General features: G+C 40.8%; 13 protein-coding genes. 8 read left to right on the forward strand and 5 right to left on the reverse strand.

The window, feature by feature from the left end:
• Window positions 1-85 precede the first annotated feature (85 nt).
• Window positions 86-3,007, forward strand: a complete 2,922-nt coding sequence (locus JI665_RS01065) for an EAL domain-containing protein (protein ID WP_206835185.1) — start codon at window positions 86-88, stop codon at window positions 3,005-3,007.
• A 447-nt stretch (window positions 3,008-3,454) separates the two neighbouring features.
• Here JI665_RS01065 and JI665_RS01070 read toward each other — a convergent pair whose 3' ends face one another.
• Window positions 3,455-4,018 carry a DUF2777 domain-containing protein gene (locus tag JI665_RS01070; RefSeq protein WP_206835188.1) on the reverse strand — a complete coding sequence of 188 codons (564 nt, stop codon included), beginning with the start codon at window positions 4,016-4,018 and terminating at the stop codon, window positions 3,455-3,457.
• Between the two features lie 157 nt (window positions 4,019-4,175).
• Here JI665_RS01070 and asnB point away from each other — a divergent pair, with 157 nt between their 5' ends.
• Window positions 4,176-6,023: an asparagine synthase (glutamine-hydrolyzing) gene (gene asnB, locus JI665_RS01075; RefSeq protein WP_206835191.1), complete on the forward strand. Its 1,848-nt coding sequence runs from the start codon at window positions 4,176-4,178 to the stop codon at window positions 6,021-6,023.
• Window positions 6,024-6,195: 172 nt separating this feature from the next.
• On the opposite strand, the gene JI665_RS01080 is transcribed toward asnB, so the two are convergent.
• A complete protein-coding gene (locus tag JI665_RS01080; protein WP_206835193.1) occupies window positions 6,196-7,545 on the reverse strand; it encodes an MATE family efflux transporter in 1,350 nt (449 codons plus the stop codon).
• A gap of 126 nt (window positions 7,546-7,671) precedes the next feature.
• Window positions 7,672-9,441: an alpha-glycosidase gene (locus tag JI665_RS01085; RefSeq protein ID WP_206835195.1), complete on the reverse strand. Its 1,770-nt coding sequence runs from the start codon at window positions 9,439-9,441 to the stop codon at window positions 7,672-7,674.
• Between the two features lie 316 nt (window positions 9,442-9,757).
• Between JI665_RS01085 and JI665_RS01090 the strand changes: the two genes are divergently transcribed.
• The 5 genes from JI665_RS01090 to JI665_RS01110 all read left to right on the forward strand — a co-directional run bounded on the left by JI665_RS01090 (window position 9,758) and on the right by JI665_RS01110 (window position 16,176).
• Window positions 9,758-11,050, forward strand: a complete 1,293-nt coding sequence (locus JI665_RS01090; RefSeq protein ID WP_206835198.1) for an extracellular solute-binding protein — start codon at window positions 9,758-9,760, stop codon at window positions 11,048-11,050.
• A gap of 201 nt (window positions 11,051-11,251) precedes the next feature.
• Entirely contained in the window at window positions 11,252-12,535 is a 1,284-nt protein-coding gene (locus tag JI665_RS01095; RefSeq protein ID WP_206835200.1) for a carbohydrate ABC transporter permease, read from the forward strand.
• Between the two features lie 2 nt (window positions 12,536-12,537).
• The gene (locus tag JI665_RS01100) at window positions 12,538-13,380 is read left to right on the forward strand and encodes a sugar ABC transporter permease (RefSeq protein ID WP_206835202.1); all 843 of its coding nucleotides are present in this window, start codon (window positions 12,538-12,540) and stop codon (window positions 13,378-13,380) included.
• A 90-nt stretch (window positions 13,381-13,470) separates the two neighbouring features.
• The gene (locus JI665_RS01105) at window positions 13,471-15,009 is read left to right on the forward strand and encodes an alpha-amylase family glycosyl hydrolase (RefSeq protein WP_206835204.1); all 1,539 of its coding nucleotides are present in this window, start codon (window positions 13,471-13,473) and stop codon (window positions 15,007-15,009) included.
• A gap of 120 nt (window positions 15,010-15,129) precedes the next feature.
• Entirely contained in the window at window positions 15,130-16,176 is a 1,047-nt protein-coding gene (locus JI665_RS01110; RefSeq protein ID WP_206835207.1) for a LacI family DNA-binding transcriptional regulator, read from the forward strand.
• 43 nt (window positions 16,177-16,219) lie between these two features.
• Here JI665_RS01110 and JI665_RS01115 read toward each other — a convergent pair whose 3' ends face one another.
• The gene (locus JI665_RS01115; protein ID WP_206835211.1) at window positions 16,220-17,089 is read right to left on the reverse strand and encodes an SDR family oxidoreductase; all 870 of its coding nucleotides are present in this window, start codon (window positions 17,087-17,089) and stop codon (window positions 16,220-16,222) included.
• Between the two features lie 120 nt (window positions 17,090-17,209).
• Between JI665_RS01115 and JI665_RS01120 the strand changes: the two genes are divergently transcribed.
• Window positions 17,210-17,713, forward strand: coding sequence for a GNAT family N-acetyltransferase (locus JI665_RS01120; RefSeq protein ID WP_206835213.1), 504 nt, complete (start codon window positions 17,210-17,212; stop codon window positions 17,711-17,713).
• A gap of 59 nt (window positions 17,714-17,772) precedes the next feature.
• On the opposite strand, the gene JI665_RS01125 is transcribed toward JI665_RS01120, so the two are convergent.
• The gene (locus tag JI665_RS01125) at window positions 17,773-18,264 is read right to left on the reverse strand and encodes a YajQ family cyclic di-GMP-binding protein (protein ID WP_159866208.1); all 492 of its coding nucleotides are present in this window, start codon (window positions 18,262-18,264) and stop codon (window positions 17,773-17,775) included.
• Window positions 18,265-18,418 lie beyond the last annotated feature (154 nt).

Consider the following 18,418-nt stretch of genomic DNA (forward strand, 5'->3'; position numbering starts at 1 on the left):
AATTGGTCCCTCAGCTGTATAGGAGCGTTCCTTTTAGAGGGTAACTGGCATTTTTCTAATGATCTTACTATGATGGTGGGTTTTTATGGCAAAGACAATTTCATGTTTATATAAGAATACTAGCCAGTTGAATAGATTTATAGACTTGAACGAATTGGAGGAATACCCCAATTTGCTTGTGCAGGTTTTTACAGGAAACCCTGAAAGTAAATATATCGCTAAACTTCAAAAAGAGCTGGCAGAAAGGCTTCCATTTGCAAATATAGCAGGCTGTTCGACTTCTGGTGAAATTTATGATGGCCACATAACGGAAAAACAAACAGTAATCTGCTTTACTTTTTTTGAAAAAACAGAATTAAAATCTTTCCTTTTCAACAGGAGTGATTTTAAAGATAGTTATGAAATGGGAAAAGCCTTGGCACGGGAACTTGCTATCTTCAATACAGAAGCTGTAATCATTTTCCCAGCTGGATTTGATGTGGAATCCACTGCCTTGCTGGAGGGGATAAATGAAACTCATCCGGATATTGTGATTTCAGGGGGCCTTGCAGGAGATAATGGATTATTTCAGGAGGGCTTTTCTTTTACTCAAGATGGAATCACCAGCGATGGGCTTGCAGCAGTTGCTCTTCAAAGCGGCCATCTTTCAGTCCGTCCGTTTGCAAATTATCAGTGGCAGGAGATTGGAAAAAGCTTTACTGTTACAAAGGCGGAAGGATCTATCATCTATTCTTTAGATCATAAGAAGCCCTTAAATATTCTAAAGCACTATTTGGGAGAGGCTTTTGTTAAGGATTTGCCAGAATCAGGTACTGAATTCCCATTCCTGTTAAAGTACCGCGGGGAAAAAGTGTCCGTTTTTATTATTAAATCACTCGAAACTGGTGCTATTAAAGTAAACAGAAGGGTTGAAGAAGGAGACACACTCACGTTTGCTTATGCAAATCTGGAAGACATCATTGAACGGTCTTTACAGGAATTAAAAGAGCTTGACCATCAAGCTCCTGAAAGCATATTTATATACAATTGTATGGCACGAAAACAGTTTGCAAGAGATTTTACGGAAAAAGAACTGGAAATGTTCCAGGGGATAGCCCCAGCGAATGGGTTCTTTTCTTATGGGGAAATATCTTCCCGAAAAGGCGGAGTTCCGCAGATGGTCGGACATTCTCTTACCTATCTTGCTCTATCAGAAAATAGTGCAGAATCAAAAAAAAATCGTACAAATTTATATGCTTATGAAAAAACGCCCCAATTTAAAACGATTACTTCTTTGACTCATTTAATGCATGCTTCCCAGGATGATATTAATGCATTAAACAGCAGTTTGAAAATGTCTGAGCAATATTATAAATCTCTGTTTGATAACAATGCAGATTTTGTTTATTCAACTGATTTGAAGGGGAATTTCACAAGTGTAAACCCTGCATTCGAGAAAACTTTTGGGTACAGACGGGATGAAATAATCGGAAAAACAGCTCTTTCATATGTTCGTGATGGGGATGTGCAAAGGGTCAGAATGCATTTTTACCGGGCATTAAGAGGGAAAGAGCAATATTATAACGTTTATATCGATACAAAATCTGGTGAACCCAATCTTTTTCAGCTGAAAAATATTCCGATTACTGTTAATGGGGAATGTGTAGGCATTTATGGAATTGGCAGGAATATTACAGAACAGAAAAAGATTGAAGAAAAGATAACAGAACTGGCTTTTTTCGACCGGGATACAGGGCTGCCGAATAGAATGAAGTTTACCGAACAATTGGAAATGCAATTAAAGAGAGCCAAAAAAAAACAGAAGAAAATTGCCGTTCTTTCTATTGATATCGACCGCTTTAAAATTATAAATGACAGTTTGGGGCACTTTGCTGGTGATATGGTGTTAAAGGAGATTTCCGAAAGAATAGAAAGAGTTCTGCCATCGGGTTCTTATTTGGGCAGGTTCAGCGGGGATAAGTTTACTTTGGTATTATCAAGGGATGCAACTATCGAGAAAGTTATGAAAGTATCCAAAAAGATATTAGAGGAAATATCCCATCCTATATTTCAGTCGAATCAGGAGTTTATTGTCACAGCCAGCATTGGTGCGAGCCTGCATCCAGATGATGGGTCCGATGAGCATTTGCTGCTGAAAAATGCGGATATTGCCACGAATCGCTCCAAGCAGCAAGGAGGAAACAGGGTCACCTTTTTCTCGATGGAAATGAATCAGCAGGCAATGGTCAGACTTGAGCTTGAAAGCTACTTAAGAAAAGCTTTGCAGAAAAATGAATTCTATTTATGCTATCAGCCCTTAATTGATCTTGAAACAGGCAATTTATATGGAAGCGAAGCCCTCATCCGCTGGAATCATCCAAAACTTGGCCTTGTTTCACCTGGTGAATTTATTCCTCTTGCAGAAGAGACTGGTCTCATTGAGGATATCGGCAGCTGGGTATTGCGGTCGGCTTGTAAGCAGAATAAACGGTGGCAAATGCTTGGCTATGAATCTCTCTCCATCTCGGTGAATGTATCGGCCTATCAATTCCAGCAGCCGGGATTTCTTCAAGAAGTTAAGATGGCATTGGAACTTTCCGGTATGGAGCCGCAATATTTAACATTAGAGCTGACGGAGAGCACGATGCTGAGAAATGTTGAGTACAGTATTCTAGTCATGCAGTCGCTGCAGGATATAGGAGTCAAAGTATCTATTGATGATTTTGGCACAGGCTATTCCTCTTTAAGTTATTTAAAGGATCTTCCGATCAATACATTAAAGATCGATCGGTCGTTTATTAATAATCTGCGAATAAACACATCCGATGTTGCCATTGTAAAAGCCATCATTACCATGGGGCACGGGCTTGCCGTGAAAGTCGTGGCAGAAGGGGTGGAAACACAGGAGCAGATTGAGCTTTTAAAAGAATTAAAATGCCATTATGCACAAGGCTTCTATATTCATAAGCCGCTTATGACACGTGAGTTTGAGGAAGGCTTATCTAATTATGCCCAAACGCACAGCTAGAATAAAGAAACAGCAGCACTGCCATTAAAGGCAGGCTGCTGTTTTTTTCATGAAAATAGTATAAGTTTTGAACGTCGATAACTGTCTAGCGCAAGCAGCCTACCCCCTCGAGGTCACAAGCTTGTCTTGTTGCGGTTCCTAGGGACTAGGGGTCATAAGCCGTTTCCTTTCAGAAGGAAGAACACCTTCTTACAAGAACCGACTTATGCCTGTCGTCCCTGTGCAGTCGCCTCCACATTTCGGGCAAGCCTCCCAAAAAGGCAAAGAACGCCTTTCCGTGAGGCTCGTCTTGCGCTTGAGGCCCCCAGCATGGGGGGCATGCAGACGTTGCCACAGGACAAGGAAAGCTACGGAAGCGATACTTCGCACGACCGAAAGCGTAAGCTTTTGGGAGGACGTGGCGTTCTTAGTCTGCGTTCCTTCGTGGTCAAGGTGCTTCCGCTTTTCTTATGAAGAAATTTTTTCAATAACCATCCTTTTTCCGCTGTTTAAGGTGAATTCAAACCGGTCACTCATTTTTTCGTAATAGCAAAAATGGTGCTGCACATTGCAAATATGATCCTGGTTATCAAAAACGATGAAGTTCACACCGCTTTTTCTGTCCTTATCATTGAAAAATGCCAGCTGGTTATAGCAATAAATGCAGTCATAAACCGAAAATTGCATGGAATTTAAAGTGGTTACGAACTGATAAAAAGCATCATCATTTACTTCCTCCAGTAATCTCTCGAGGGAGAAAACAAGATGTTTTCGGATGCGGATCGAGTCCTGATTCTTCAAGTGAAATATTTCATCATCAAAGGCCACTTTGCCATCCTCGAATAAAATGCCTTTCTTCCAGCGTTTAAAGCGGAATACTTCCATTTCCTGATGGAGGAATTCATCCAATAATGATGCTTCATCTGTTTCATTGTCGAAAAACACCCATTGTTCATTAATATACTCTACAGTGCCTTCTGTAAAAGCACGGGATTGATATTCAATAAGCTTTGTTCGCTGCTGTCTATTCATATAAAACCTCCATTAACTTCCTCAACTTCTTTTTAGACAGTTTTGGCGATTTTTATAACCGCTTGTATGTGGACAATTAACTTTTTTCTAGGCTGTGCATACAATAGCATCATGAAAAATGTGCCCATGCGATTCCGCTTTGAAAGGATGATGTAAAGTGTGTGGAATAACCGGCTGGATTGATTTCCAAAAGGATTTGAGAAAAGAAACGGCAGCAATTGGCAAAATGGCGGATACGCTGGCAAAGCGGGGTCCAGATGAAACAAACATATGGACAGATGTGCATGCTGGATTCGGCCATAAAAGGTTAATCGTTGTAGACCCGGCAGGCGGAAAACAGCCAATGACTAGGAAAAAACATCAAAACCGCTATACTATTTGCTATAATGGAGAGCTTTATAATACGGAGGATCTCCGTAAAGAACTCCTTATAAAAGGATATTCGTTTGATGGCCATTCTGACACTGAGGTTTTGCTGACTTCTTATATCGAATGGGGAGAAAATTGCCTTCAATATTTGAATGGCATCTATGCATTTGCTGTATGGGATGAGGAGAAAGAACAATTATTTATAGGCAGGGACCGTTTAGGGGTTAAACCTTTATTTTACAGAGAAACGAAGCAGGGCATTATATTCGGATCTGAATTGAAGGCTATTTTGGCCCATCCTGATGTTAAAGCTGAAATCGGCAGGGATGGCCTGGCAGAAGTCTTTGGACTGGGGCCATCAAGATCCCCGGGTTCAGGAGTTTTCAAAGGCATTGACGAATTAAGACCTGCACATGCGCTGACGTTTTCAAGAAATGGACTGAAGGTATGGCGTTATTGGAATGTGAAAAGTGTGCATCATGAGGATAATGTAGAGGAAACTGCTGAACGAGTCAGAGAATTATTTACGGATGCTGTAACAAGGCAGCTGGTCTCGGATGTCCCGTTATGCACGTTCCTATCCGGCGGTGTGGATTCGAGTGCCATCACAGCCATTGCGGCAAAAGCTTACGAAAGAGATGGAAAGGGTCAATTGAACACTTATTCGATAGATTATGAGGGGAATGAGGAGTTTTTCAAGGCTAATGAGTTTCAGCCAAATTCAGATGGAGCATTTATCCAAAAGATGTCCGATACCTTTAAAACGAAACATAACAGCTGTATAATCACCCAGCAGCAGCTGGCAGAGGATTTAATCGAATCCGTGCATGTAAGGGATCTTCCTGGCATGGCTGATATCGATTCTTCCCTGCTATGGTTTTGCAGGGAAATAAAAAAGGATTTTGTTGTAAGCTTATCAGGGGAATGCGCGGATGAAATATTTGGCGGCTATCCATGGTTTCACAGAGAGGAAGACTTAAAGCGAAAGGGCTTCCCATGGATGAGGTCTCTCGAAGCCAGACAGGGACTATTGAAAGAAGATTGGAGTAAGAAACTAAATATTCATGACTATGCCATGGAGAAATATCTTCAGGCAATCTCTGAAACCCCTGTCTTAGACGGGGAGAGCAAGGAAGACGCAAGCAGGAGAGAACTTTTCTATATTAATATGACTTACTTTATGACAACCCTATTGGACCGTAAAGACAGAATGAGTATGGGGGCGAGCCTTGAAGTCCGGGTGCCTTTTGCCGACCATCGCCTGGTGGAATATGTATGGAATATTCCTTGGGAGATCAAAATGCATGGAAACCGCGAAAAAGGAATCCTGCGCAAAGCACTCGAAGGCATCCTGCCGAATGAAGTTTTATACAGAAAGAAAAGCCCGTACCCTAAAACGCATAATCCGGAATATACGGGTACAGTCCAAAAGATACTCACGGGATACTTGGAAGACCGGTCATCCGCTCTGTATGAATTCTTTGATTACAGGCAGTTGAAGAATATAATTGAATCGGGCGGTGACTCATTCCAGAAACCATGGTTTGGTCAGCTCATGACTGGACCTCAGCTGTTAGCACACCTTGCACAGATTCATATTTGGTTTAAAGACTATAATATAAATATTGCAGAATGAAAAAACAGCGGCAGTCTTTACTGCCGCTGTTTTTATGGGGTCAAACAGGCTGCCACATGACAAGGAAAATAGCGGAAGCGATACACGCACGACCAAAAGAGGCAGCTTTTGGGAGGACGTGGCGTTCTTAGTCTGCGTACCTTCGTGAGCAAGGCACTTCCGCTTTTCTTATTTAAACAGCTTTTGAAGACACGAAAGACTTGTTAACCCAGACTCTGGATTTCCAGCGCCATAACATGAGCAATCCTCTAAGCCATTCATCGGCAATAAAGGCGATCCAAATACCGGCAAGTCCCAGTCCAAAATGAATTCCAAGAACATAGGAAAGGGTGACGCTTACGCCCCACATGGACAAGATCCCCATATAAACGGGGAATTTTACATCGCCGGCTGCACGGAGGGAGTTAATGACGACCAAATTAAACGATCTGCCTGGCTCCAGGAGGATGGTCAAAAGAATGAGTACACTTCCAACCTTTATGATGTCAGGATTAGAAGTGAATATGCCCATCAATTCTTTTGAGAACAAGGAGAAAAGAACGGCAGTTCCGAACGAAATTATAATGGCAAGGCGCAGGCTTTTCATGCACCTCTTATAGGCGGCCTCATAATCCTTTCCACCTACCATATGGCCTATCAGGATTTGAGTGCCCTGGCTGATGGCGACACTGAAAAGGAAAATGAACATCATTATATTTTGAGCATAAACTTTTGCAGTCAGAGCTTCTGTACCCAGAGCAGCGATGAAAATGGTAATGACCATCTGTGACCCATTATAGGATAAATGTTCTCCTGCTGAAGGGATACCGATTCTTAAAAGATTTTTGATATGTTCCTTTGGGAAGCGGAAAAGTAAGCGGAACGGAAGTGCTTTTTCTGTTCTTCTAAGCAGGACGGCAACAGCAGCAGCAAATCCGATCAATCTGCTGACGACAGTTGAGATGGCCACTCCTTCTACACCCAATACAGGAAAACCGAATGGGCCAAAAATGAATAAATAATTGCCTATTACATTTAAAATGTTCATGCCTATGGTAATGTACATAACATCTCTGGTAAATCCATAACTTCTGATGATGGATCCAATTGTCATAATCAATGCCTGGACAAAGGAAAAGCCGCCAACGATGACCAAGTAGGCGTTTGCCTGGCTTAAAAGTTCCTCCGGCAAATCCATCAACCGAAGCAGAGGTTTGCCTGATGCGAATAGAAGGATACTTAAGATGATTCCAAATACAAGGTTTGCCCCTAAGGAGACAATTGAAATTTCAGCAGCTGTTTTATTATTTTTTGCGCCTAAATTTTGAGCGATAAGGATGGAGGTCCCAGTTGCAACAAATCCAAACATGACGATCACGAGCGAAAGGATCTGATTTGACACACCGACTGCAGCTACGGATTCATCCGAATATTGCGAGAGCATAAGCGTGTCAGCATTCCCCATAAGCATGTGAAGCAATATTTCTATAAAGATCGGCCAGGTTAATGCAAATAATGTCAATTTTTTCTGGTTTTTAGTCATGGATATTCTCCCTGTTTGCAGGTAAATTTTCATGTAAATAGGAGGGGCCGACGACAATTTAAAAACGAAAAAAGAAAAGCCTTAAGGTCTTGCCCTTAAGAACTTTCCTTAGTTCAATCAGGTTTCCTATTTATTGAAGCTGGCGGGAAAGGACAGGATTTCAAACCCCCATCCATCAAGCTGAACTTTAAGGTTCTCCGCTTCTGCTGCAAATTCTTCGTCTGTAAGCATATTCGTAATCTTTACACCCTTCAGCGGGTAAGGCAAAGTAACTTCCGTACTTTCATCCGCAGGATTGGCGAGCACAATGATTGTTTTAAAATCATCATATTTGCGGTAGGCAACTATCTTAGAATCTGTTTGAATAAATTCAAAATGGCCTTCATTTGCCAGCAGCTTTTCTTCTTTCCGCAGCCTAATAAGCTTCTGAATATGAAAATGCAAATCTCGATCCTGTTTTTCCTCATCCCATTCCATGCATTTTCTGCAGCCTGGATCCATTTCACCGCTGAGCCCAATTTCATCTCCATAATATAGGCATGGTGAACCCATAAAGGTAAATAAAAGTGTATAAATAAGTTTTACCCTGTCTTTATCATCTTCACATTCCGTTAAAATTCTGGGTGTATCATGGCTTCCAACCAGATTGAATGCAGCTTCATAGACATTGGCTGGATAACTGTGGATTTCAGCGGTCATATTATTGGCGAATTCAGTTCCGGTAATGGATTTTTTTGCAATTAAATTAAGCAAGTTGGTGGTAAAAGGATAGTTCATGACAGCATCGAACTGGTCTCCGCGCAGCCAGGGCATGGAATTGTGCCAGATTTCCCCTAATATATAGATATCAGGTTTAATTCGTTTAACAGTCTGCCTGAATTCACGCCAGAACTGATGGTCAACTTCATTGGCCACATCCAGCCGCCAGCCATCAATATCAAACTCTTCAATCCAATAACTGGCCACTTTGAGCAAATATTTTTTTACCTCGGGATTATTTGTATTCAGCTTTGGCATCTGCTCAACAAAAGCGAAGGTCTCATAATTAGGGTACTCCCCGCCTTTTAGCGGGAAACTATGCGGATGATACCAATCTTTATATTGTGATTTTTCTCCATTCTTAAGCACATCCTGAAAAGGAGGAAAGAAGTATCCGCTATGGTTAAAAACGGCATCGAGCATCACTCTAATATCCCGCTTATGGCATTCTTCAACCAGTCTTTTTAATGTATCCTTTGAACCGAACTGGGGATCAATTTCCAGATAATCTATTGTATCATATTTATGGTTGGAAAATGCCTTAAAAACAGGCGTGAAATAGATGCCGGTAATGCCAAGCTCCTGAAGATAATCCAGATGTTCAATGACACCTTCGAAATCCCCGCCAAAAAAGTTATCCTGAGAAGGCTTTTCACTGCCCCAGGGAAGTACTCCTTCGGGGTCATTGCCGGGATTTCCGTTAGCAAATCTTTCCGGGAAAATCTGATACCAGGCCGTATCCTTCACCCAGGCAGGAGCTTTAAATACTTCTTCATGATGGAGATAAGGAAAGTTGAAATAATAACCTGAATCAGAAGGAGCCTCCTCGTAAAAACCTTTTTCAGTCAAAATTAATTCTTCTTCACCAGATTTTAATCGAAAGCCGTATCTTGATCTTCTAAATGGCGGGTCAATATAGGCATGCCAATAATCATGAATGCCATCAGAGCCGGATTTCTTCATATCAGTATTTTCATACTGCCATTTTCCATCCGCCCACAGGTATTGGTCACCGTGTATTAATGTGACTTCAGAAACATCATCTTTCTTTGTTTGCAGTCTAATATGTAAGGTTTTCTTGTTGATAGGATAAACATAATGATCAGCTGGGTAATGTATGATAGCTGCCTTTTCCATTGAAATTCCCCTTTCAAAAGTGCAATCGCTTGCATTATACCATATGAAAGAAATGAAAATATAGAAGAGAAATGAGGATCAATCTTTTAAAATTTATTTTCGCTTAAAAATATTTAGAAAAAAGTAGTTGTAAAAGCCCAAAAACCTTGTATAATAAAAATTAGAAATTGTGCAATCGTTTTCATTAAGCGGTTTCATTGGATAATAGTTTAAGTGAACGCTCATTTTTTTAGAAATAGATTAAAGCGTTTACAATTTTGTGCAAACGGTTGTACGTTTACATTAATCAACAGATCTATTTAAAGGGGGCAATATCATGAAAAAGTCACTATCTTTCTTTATGATGCTGGTATTGGTGATCGGAATGCTGGCAGCTTGCGGTCCTCAGCGTGAGGCACAGCCGGAAAACACAGATAAAGATAACGGCACAGGCGAAAACCAGGCTGAAGAGCCAAAACCTGAAAAATTAGTAGTTTGGGAAGACACAGATAAAGGCGTAGCTTTAAAGCCTGCCATTGAGTCTTTTGAAAAAGAGTATGGAATTAAAGTTGAATTTAAAGAGTTGGGCATGGCAGATAAGATCCGTGACCAATTAAGACTTGATGGACCTGCCGGAAATGCACCTGACGTTGTTACACTTCCTCATGACCAAATTGGCCAGGTTGTAACTGAAGGTCTTCTTCAGGAAATCAAAGTAGAAGACAGCGTTCTTGATACTTTCACAGAATCATCCATCACTGCTCAAATGTTTGACGGAAAACTCTATGGTCTTCCAAAAGCAACTGAAACACCAGTTTTCATCTATAATAAAGCATTAATGGAAAAAGCTCCTGAAACAATGGATGAGCTTTATACTCAAGCTAAAGAATTGACGACTGGCGGACAGTATGGATTCCTGGCTCTATTCGACAATTTCTATTTCGCACACGGACCTATTGCTGGCATGGGCGGATATGTTTTCAAGGAAAATGACGGTGCATTAGACCGTGAAGATGTAGGCTTAAACAACGAAGGCGCTGTTGAAGGTGCTGAGTTCATTCAAAAATGGTACGGTGAAGGCTTATTCCCTAAAGGAATCATCGGGGAAAGCGGTGGAGCAGCAATGGATGGCCTATTCAATGAAGGAAAAGCTGCTTCTGTTATGAATGGTCCATGGGCACTTCAAGGTATGAAGGATGCAGGAATTGAGGTTGGCGTTTCTGTAATGCCAAAGCTTCCAAACGGTGAGCCTGTTAAAACATTCATGGGTGTTAAAGGCTGGCATGTAACTGCATTCACTAAAAATCCTTATTGGGCAACAAAATTTGTTGAGCATATAACAAATGAAGAAAACTCAAAAATCCGTTTTGAGACAACTCAGGAAATCCCTCCTGTAAAATCTCTTATTGAAGACCCTGTAATTGCAGACAATGAAGCTGCAAAAGCAGTTGCTGAGCAATCTCAATATGCTGTTCCAATGCCAAACATTCCTGAAATGGCTGAAGTTTGGGGACCAATGGCCTCCGCACTTCAAACAATTGCAACAGGGAAAGCGGAGCCAAAAGCAGCACTTGATGATGCAGTAAAAACCATTAAAACAAACATCGAAACAAATCATCCTGCCAAGTAAAGCTTGACAGACAAAGGGCGGTACCTCCCGGGAGGTATTGCCCATCATTTTTATAGAAAGAAAATAAAAGCGGCCAGAAGCCGCTTTCCTGTTCTTCTTAAAAGCAACCGCTTGCACAAAAAACAGCCGCTATTATCTTGGAAATGAATTATACTAATAGAAAATACTTTCTCCTATAAAGAAAGGGGAGGCCACAGCCATATGGACACAGAAAAAATGACATCCAATTATGGAAGAAATGCTGCTCTATTATCCATCCTGCCTGGATTTGGACAGTTTTATAATAAACAGTTCGTAAAAGGTGCCATATTCTTAATTCTTACGGTTTCGTTCTTTGCAGCATTCTATGACACACTGAATTGGGGATTCTGGGGACTTATTACACTGGGGGAAATTCCAGTTCTGGACCACTCGATTTTTCTCCTGATCGATGGAATTATTGCACTGATTGTAACAGCTTTGGGACTTATCATATATGCATTCAATATTTATGACGCATATAATAATGGAAAAAAGCGTGATTTGGGGCTGAAATTAAACAGTGTCAGAGAACAGTACCACAATCTCCTTGATAATGGTTTTCCATACTTAATGATATCACCGGGATTTTTTCTCTTAGTTTTCGTAGTTATTTTTCCTATCTTATTCGTAGTTCTTCTTGCATTTACAAACTATGATCTATATCATTCTCCGCCTGCAAAACTGGTAGATTGGGTTGGCATACAAAATTTTATCGATATCTTTAAGCTGGATTTATGGAGAAAAACCTTCTTTGGCGTAATGGGCTGGACAATAGTGTGGACATTCGTAGCTACCACTTTGCAGGTGGCTCTGGGTATTTTCCTGGCAATTCTCGTTAACCAGAAGGATCTTAAAGGAAAAGCGATTATCCGAACAATCTTCATTCTTCCTTGGGCAGTTCCTGCATTTATATCAATCCTGATTTTCTCAGGCATGTTTAATGAGACTTTCGGTGTAATTAATAAAACGATACTGGATGCGATTGGCATCGGTCCCATTCCATGGATGACAGAGGAAAACTGGACACGTTTAGCCTTGATTTTTATTCAGTCATGGCTTGGCTTCCCATTCATTTTTGCCATGACAACAGGTGTGCTGCAGTCAATTCCGGATGAGCTTTATGAAGCTGCAACAGTTGATGGTGCAACAATTTTGCAGAAATTTTCAAAGATCACTCTGCCGCTGGTTCTTTTTGCAACGGCACCCATTATCATTACTCAGTATACATTCAACTTCAACAACTTTAATGTAATCTTCTTGTTCAATGGCGGTGGACCGGCCATTCCAGGCCAAAACGCCGGCGGTTCGGATATTCTTATATCCTGGATTTATAAACTGACAATGACTTCTGCCCAATACGGCAAAGCAGCAGCGGTAACCATGATTCTGTCACTCATCGTCATCACTGTAGCTCTATGGCAGTTTAGAAGAACAAAATCATTCCAAGAAGAGGATTTGATGTAGCTATGAGCATGAAGAAAAATAAAATAATCCGGCTGACTTTTTCATATGCAATCATTGCCTTAATGAGCTTTATAGTGATTTATCCGCTTTTGTGGGTAGTGGGTTCTTCCTTAAACCCAGGCCAAAGTTTGTCGGGATCCACAATGTTTCCTGAAAATCCGACCTTAGATCATTACAAATATCTTTTTGATTCAGATAAGTCCAATTATGTTAAATGGTACTGGAATTCTTTGAAAATAAGTACACTGACCATGATTTTAACCGTTATTACAGTGTCCTTCACTGCGTACTCATTTTCCCGTTACCGCTTTATCGGAAGGAAAAATGGATTATTAACTTTCCTGATACTGCAAATGATACCTAACTTTGCAGCACTGATTGCCATTTTTGTATTAGCGACAAGAACTGGTTTAATTGATACTCATCTTGGATTGATCCTTGTGTATGTCGGCGGACAGATTCCAATGAATACTTGGCTGATGAAGGGCTATCTCGATACGATTCCTAAAGAACTTGATGAATCTGCGAAAATGGATGGTGCGAGCCATCTGCGTGTCTTCTGGCAAATTGTTATGCCGCTCGCAAAACCAATTGTTGCGGTAGTTGCCCTATTTTCTTTCATTGCTCCTTTTGGGGATTTCATCCTTGCCAGAATTTTATTAAGAACAGATGAAAAGTTCACAATGGCTGTAGGTTTGTATGAAATGGTGGCGAAGCAATTTGGAAATGAATTCACAAAATTTGCAGCTGGCTCTGTTTTAATTGCGATTCCGATTGCTGCACTGTTCCTTATGTTCCAAAAATACTTTGTATCTGGTTTGACGGCAGGGGGAACAAAAGGCTAATCTTAAAGGGCTGAAACTTTACTGGCCGCTGCAGTCTGCGAACTGGATTGCAGGTCTCTCAGCGGCTTGAAAAATGAAGGAGGAGCGGCGATGAAAAAAGGAATCATAACCTTCATCTTAATCCCGTTTCTTCTTTTTTATGCCCTGCCGGCAGGAGCAGCTGAAAAAGAAGAGCGTAAATGGCAAGATGAAACATTTTATTTTTTAATGGTTGACCGATTTAGCAATGGAGATCCAAACAATGACTTTAAAGTCGAGGTTCAGGACCCCAAAGCTTATCATGGCGGAGATTTTAAGGGGATTACAGAACGCCTGGATTATATTAAAGATATGGGGTTTACAGCAATTTGGCTGACTCCCGTTTTCGATAATGAAGAGAAGGGCTATCACGGTTACTGGGTTAAAGATTTTTATAACACGGAAGAACACTTTGGCACAATGGATGAGTTCAAGCAGTTAGTCCAGGAAGCTCACAAAAGAGATATGAAAGTGATTTTGGACTTCGTAGTAAACCATGTGAGCTCCAATCACGAATGGGTTAATGACCCCGGGAAAAAGGATTGGTTCCATGAAAAACAAGATATCATGAACTGGACGAATCAATCTGAGATTGAAAATGGCTGGATTTATGGACTCCCTGATTTGAAGCAGGAAAATCCAGAGGTGCAAAATTATTTAATTGATGCAGCAAAGTGGTGGATCGAAGAAACGGATATTGATGGATATAGACTTGATACTGTCAAGCATGTTCCAAAATCATTCTGGACCGATTTCGCCAAAAATGTAAAGTCAGTAAAAGAAGACTTTTATTTGCTTGGGGAAGTGTGGTCGGATGATCCAAAATATATTGCTGAATATGAAAAAACAGGGATTGACGGCTTTGTTGATTATCCTTTAAATGATCATTTAAGAACTGCCTTTGCAGAGCCTGGCAAGTCGTTAAGCTGGCTTTTTGCAAGCTGGGACCAAAATAAGGCATTTTATGAAAATCCCTATCTAATGGGAAGCTTCATGGATAATCATGATACTGTCAGGTTCACCAGGGATGCTATCACAAAAAATCATCATCCGGGCCCAAGATGGAAACTTGCCTTAACATACATGTATACCACACCTGGGATTCCCATTGTCTATTATGGAAGTGAAATAGCTATGGATGGGGGTGAGGACCCTGATAACCGCAGGCAAATGGATTTCCGAACAGATAAAGAACTGATTGATTATATCGCAAAACTTGGGGAAGTTAGGCAATTGCTGCCATCTTTAACAAGGGGCGACATGGAACTGCTGGAGGAAAAGGACGGTTTTGCCGTTTATAAGCGGACTTACGAAGATGAAACATCGGTTATAGCGATCAATAATTCAACAAAGTCACAGAAAGCGGTACTTGATTCCACTCAATTAAAAGCAGGAAAAGAGCTTCGCGGCATGATTGCTGATGATCTCATCCGAGAAAAAGACGGTAAATATGAGTTAATCATTGACCGGGAAGAGGCTGAAGTATATGTTCTGGCAGAAAAATCAGGATTGAATATTCCGCTGATTGCAGCTCTCGCAGCAGTTTATTCTGCTTTTATGATTTTTATCTATCTATTATGGAAGCGGTCAAAAAAGAAGAAATCCGAGTAATTTTGGCATTAGAGCCTCCCCTTCTTCCTATTCCTGTTAACTGTTTAAAAAAGGAAAGAAAATCAAACCTGTTTTGATTATAATATTAATAACAGAGACCTCACGGAGAGGGTGATTCTATTGGCAGTCACAATTAAAGATGTAGCAAAGATGGCAAAAGTTGCGCCTTCTACTGTTTCAAGGGTAATTGCCAACAATCCTCGCATCAGCGAGAAAACCAAGCAAAAAGTCAGGGAGGCAATGGAGCAATTAGGATACCATCCGAATTTTATTGCCCGCAGCCTTGCAAGCCAGTCTACCCGTGCAATTGGGCTGATAATGCCCAGTTCTACGGATGTTGTATTTCAGAACCCCTTCTTTCCAACTGTCCTTAGGGGTCTGAGCGAGGGAGCTCATGAAAGGCATTATGCCCTCCATATGACAACAGGGAAAACGGATGATGAGATTTATGAAGGTGTTGTCCAGATGGTACAGGGCGGCCGGGTAGATGGAGTGATTTTGCTATATTCAAAAGTGGAGGATAAAGTTCTGGCCTTCTTAAAGGAAAGAGATTTCCCTTTTGTTGTTATAGGCAAGCCTTTTTCAGACGAAGAAGAAATTACTTACGTAGATAATAATAATTTCCGTGCAGCCAAAGAAGTAACGGAGTACTTGATTAAGCTTGGCCATAAGCACATTGCGTTTGTCGGGGGGAACTTGAATCTAACCGTTACAGTTGAACGGCTGCTTGGCTATGAAAAAGCATTAAGGGATGCTGGCATTGAGCTGGTAAATGAATATATTGTTCATGAGGAATTCTTAAAAGAAGGAGGCCAGGAAGCTGTCAGAGGACTCAATTCCCTGAAAAAACCACCAACTGCCCTAGTGGTTGCCGACGACTTAATGGCATTGGGTGTCCTGAATACGTTGGATGAATTGGGTATAAGAGTTCCTGAAGATATGTCTATCATCAGCTTTAATAATGTGCTTTTGGCTGAAATGTCCAGGCCTCCCCTAACTTCTGTCGATATTAATATATTCGATCTGGGGTTTGAATCTGCACGAAGCCTCATATACAGAATTGAAAACCCGCGGGAGCCTGTAAAGCGAATTATTATTCCCCATAAAATTGTAAAACGCTGTTCATGCAGCAGTCCGAATACTGAAGAACCACAGATTGTGTCATAAAAAAAGGGAAGCCTGGGGCGGGCTTCCCTTTCGATTTGTCTGTTTATCCGTTTACAATAGTACCGCCATTGACATGGATCATCTGGCCGCTCACATAAGATGAATCATCACTGGCAAGATAGACATAGGCCGGAGCCAATTCATATGGCTGTCCTGCTCTGCCTATTGGGGTATTTGATCCAAATTTTGATACCTTATCCGCGGTGAATGTAGACGGAATAAGCGGTGTCCAAATGGGTCCAGGAGCAACTCCATTTACGCGAATTCCCTGTCCAGCCAGCGATTTGGCCAATGAGCGTGTAAAGGAGACAATCGCACCTTTTGTTGAAGAATAGTCGATTAGCTGCTCGTTTCCTTCATAAGCTGTTATGGAAGCAGTATTGATAATTGAGCTTCCTTTTTTAAGGTGAGGAAGAACTGCTTTTGTCAGGTGGAAGAATGAAAAGATGTTTGTTCTGAATGTTTTTTCAAGCTGTTCAGCAGTGATATCAAGCAGGCTTTTTTGAGGATGCTGCTCTGCAGCATTATTAACAAGTACATCAATTTTACCAAATTTATCAAGTGTTTTCCTGACAGCATCCTTGCAGAATGTTTCACTTCCGATATCACCGGAGATCAGCAGACAGTCCTGTCCCTCAGCCTGAATGGCCTCTTTAGTCTTTTCTGCGTCTTCATGTTCTTCCAGATAGACAATTGCCACGCTTGCTCCTTCTTTAGCAAAATAAATGGCGGCTGATTTTCCGATGCCGCTGTCTCCACCTGTTATTAAAACAACTTTTCCTTTTAATTTATGGGACCCTTTATAATTTGGATCAACCGTTTGGGGCTCAGGCTGCATTGGTGCCTCTGTGCCGGGCTGATGTTCCTGATGCTGAGGCGGAAATTCCTGTGGATTGTTTTGAGTATTAGACATTACGAAATCCCTCCAAATCATTAATACTCTTTTAATTCCATTTTATTATGGTAAAAAAACATGGAAATTATTTGCATAGCTTCATATAATAGATTTAAAAAAAGAGTGGGGGAACTGGAATTGCAGATTCGATCAGCTGAAAAATGTGATGCAGAAGCCATTTTGGCGCATTGCCGGAAGGCTTTTGGGGAAAGTGATTTTTTAATGACCGAAGCGGAGGAATTTAATTTAACAATTGAAGAAGAGGAAGCGTGGATTGAACAGAGCATAAGAAATGGGGATCTAATTTTATTAGCGGAAGTTGACAATGAAGTAATTGGAATGCTGAACTTTCGGCGGTCAAAAAGCAAAAAGGTGAAGCATCTGGGCTATTTCGGGATCACAATACAGGAGAAGCATTGTAATCAGGGACTGGGAAGCAAAATGATGGAGCAATTTCTGAAGTGGGCGCAAGAGGAACCGGGTCTGGAAAAAGTATGCCTGGAAGTCTTTGCTTATAACCAAAGAGCGATTCATATGTACAAGCGATTTGGATTTCAGGAGGAAGGACGCAAAATTAAACATATTAAAAGAAATGATGGGTCTTATGCAGATGAATTATTAATGTATAAATTTTTGAAATAATATTTAGCAAACTTCCTGAATTCAAAAAAAGCAAACGGATTTTCTCCGTTTGCTTAAACTTACCGATAGTTTACGAATTGAACATCTACAGTCAAATCAGCCTCTTTAACAGCTGCAATAATCTTCTGCAGGTCATCTCGGTTTTTGCCAGTTACACGGACCTGATCATCCTGAACCTGGCTCTTCACCTTTAAACCGCTGTTTTTAATAAGGGTATTAATCTTCTTTGCATTTTCTTTATCAATTCCCTGAACAAGCTTTGCTCTTTGGCGTACTGTTCCGCCTGATGCCCCTTCAATTTTGCTGTAATCAAGATTTTTTACAGGAATGCCCCTTTTTATCAGTTTACCCAATAAAACATCTTTAAGCTGTTCCAATTTAAATTCGTCATCAGATAGAAGCACGAGCTCTTCTTTATCCAGCTTTATATCACTTTTGCTGCCTTTAAAGTCATAGCGGGTGGAGATTTCCTTCATGGCAATATTAATGGCATTGGTTACTTCAGAAAAGTCAACTTTGGATACAATATCAAATGAGCTTTCTTTAGACATGACAGCCTCCTTGGAGATAACAATTTAAGTTTCACTTCTTGTCCTTATTATAGTAAAATATAGCAGTTCAAACAACTTTAGGAGTTATGTGATCTTAATTGGGAAAGATTTAATATAATGAATATTTGTTTACTGGAAACCAAGAAGGAGGAAA

This window comes from Bacillus sp. NTK034 (assembly GCF_017303275.1).
Lineage (GTDB): Bacteria > Bacillota > Bacilli > Bacillales > Cytobacillaceae > Cytobacillus.

Bases quoted from the DNA above. Each gene is read 5' to 3' on its own strand.
- JI665_RS01065 (WP_206835185.1), top strand. From the start codon at position 86: ATGGCAAAGACAATTTCATGTTTATATAAGAATACTAGCCAGTTGAAT.
- JI665_RS01070 (WP_206835188.1), bottom strand. From the start codon at position 4,018: ATGAATAGACAGCAGCGAACAAAGCTTATTGAATATCAATCCCGTGCT.
- JI665_RS01080 (WP_206835193.1), bottom strand. From the start codon at position 7,545: ATGACTAAAAACCAGAAAAAATTGACATTATTTGCATTAACCTGGCCG.
- JI665_RS01085 (WP_206835195.1), bottom strand. From the start codon at position 9,441: ATGGAAAAGGCAGCTATCATACATTACCCAGCTGATCATTATGTTTAT.
- JI665_RS01090 (WP_206835198.1), top strand. From the start codon at position 9,758: ATGAAAAAGTCACTATCTTTCTTTATGATGCTGGTATTGGTGATCGGA.
- JI665_RS01095 (WP_206835200.1), top strand. From the start codon at position 11,252: ATGGACACAGAAAAAATGACATCCAATTATGGAAGAAATGCTGCTCTA.
- JI665_RS01100 (WP_206835202.1), top strand. From the start codon at position 12,538: ATGAGCATGAAGAAAAATAAAATAATCCGGCTGACTTTTTCATATGCA.
- JI665_RS01105 (WP_206835204.1), top strand. From the start codon at position 13,471: ATGAAAAAAGGAATCATAACCTTCATCTTAATCCCGTTTCTTCTTTTT.
- JI665_RS01115 (WP_206835211.1), bottom strand. From the start codon at position 17,089: ATGTCTAATACTCAAAACAATCCACAGGAATTTCCGCCTCAGCATCAG.
- JI665_RS01125 (WP_159866208.1), bottom strand. From the start codon at position 18,264: ATGTCTAAAGAAAGCTCATTTGATATTGTATCCAAAGTTGACTTTTCT.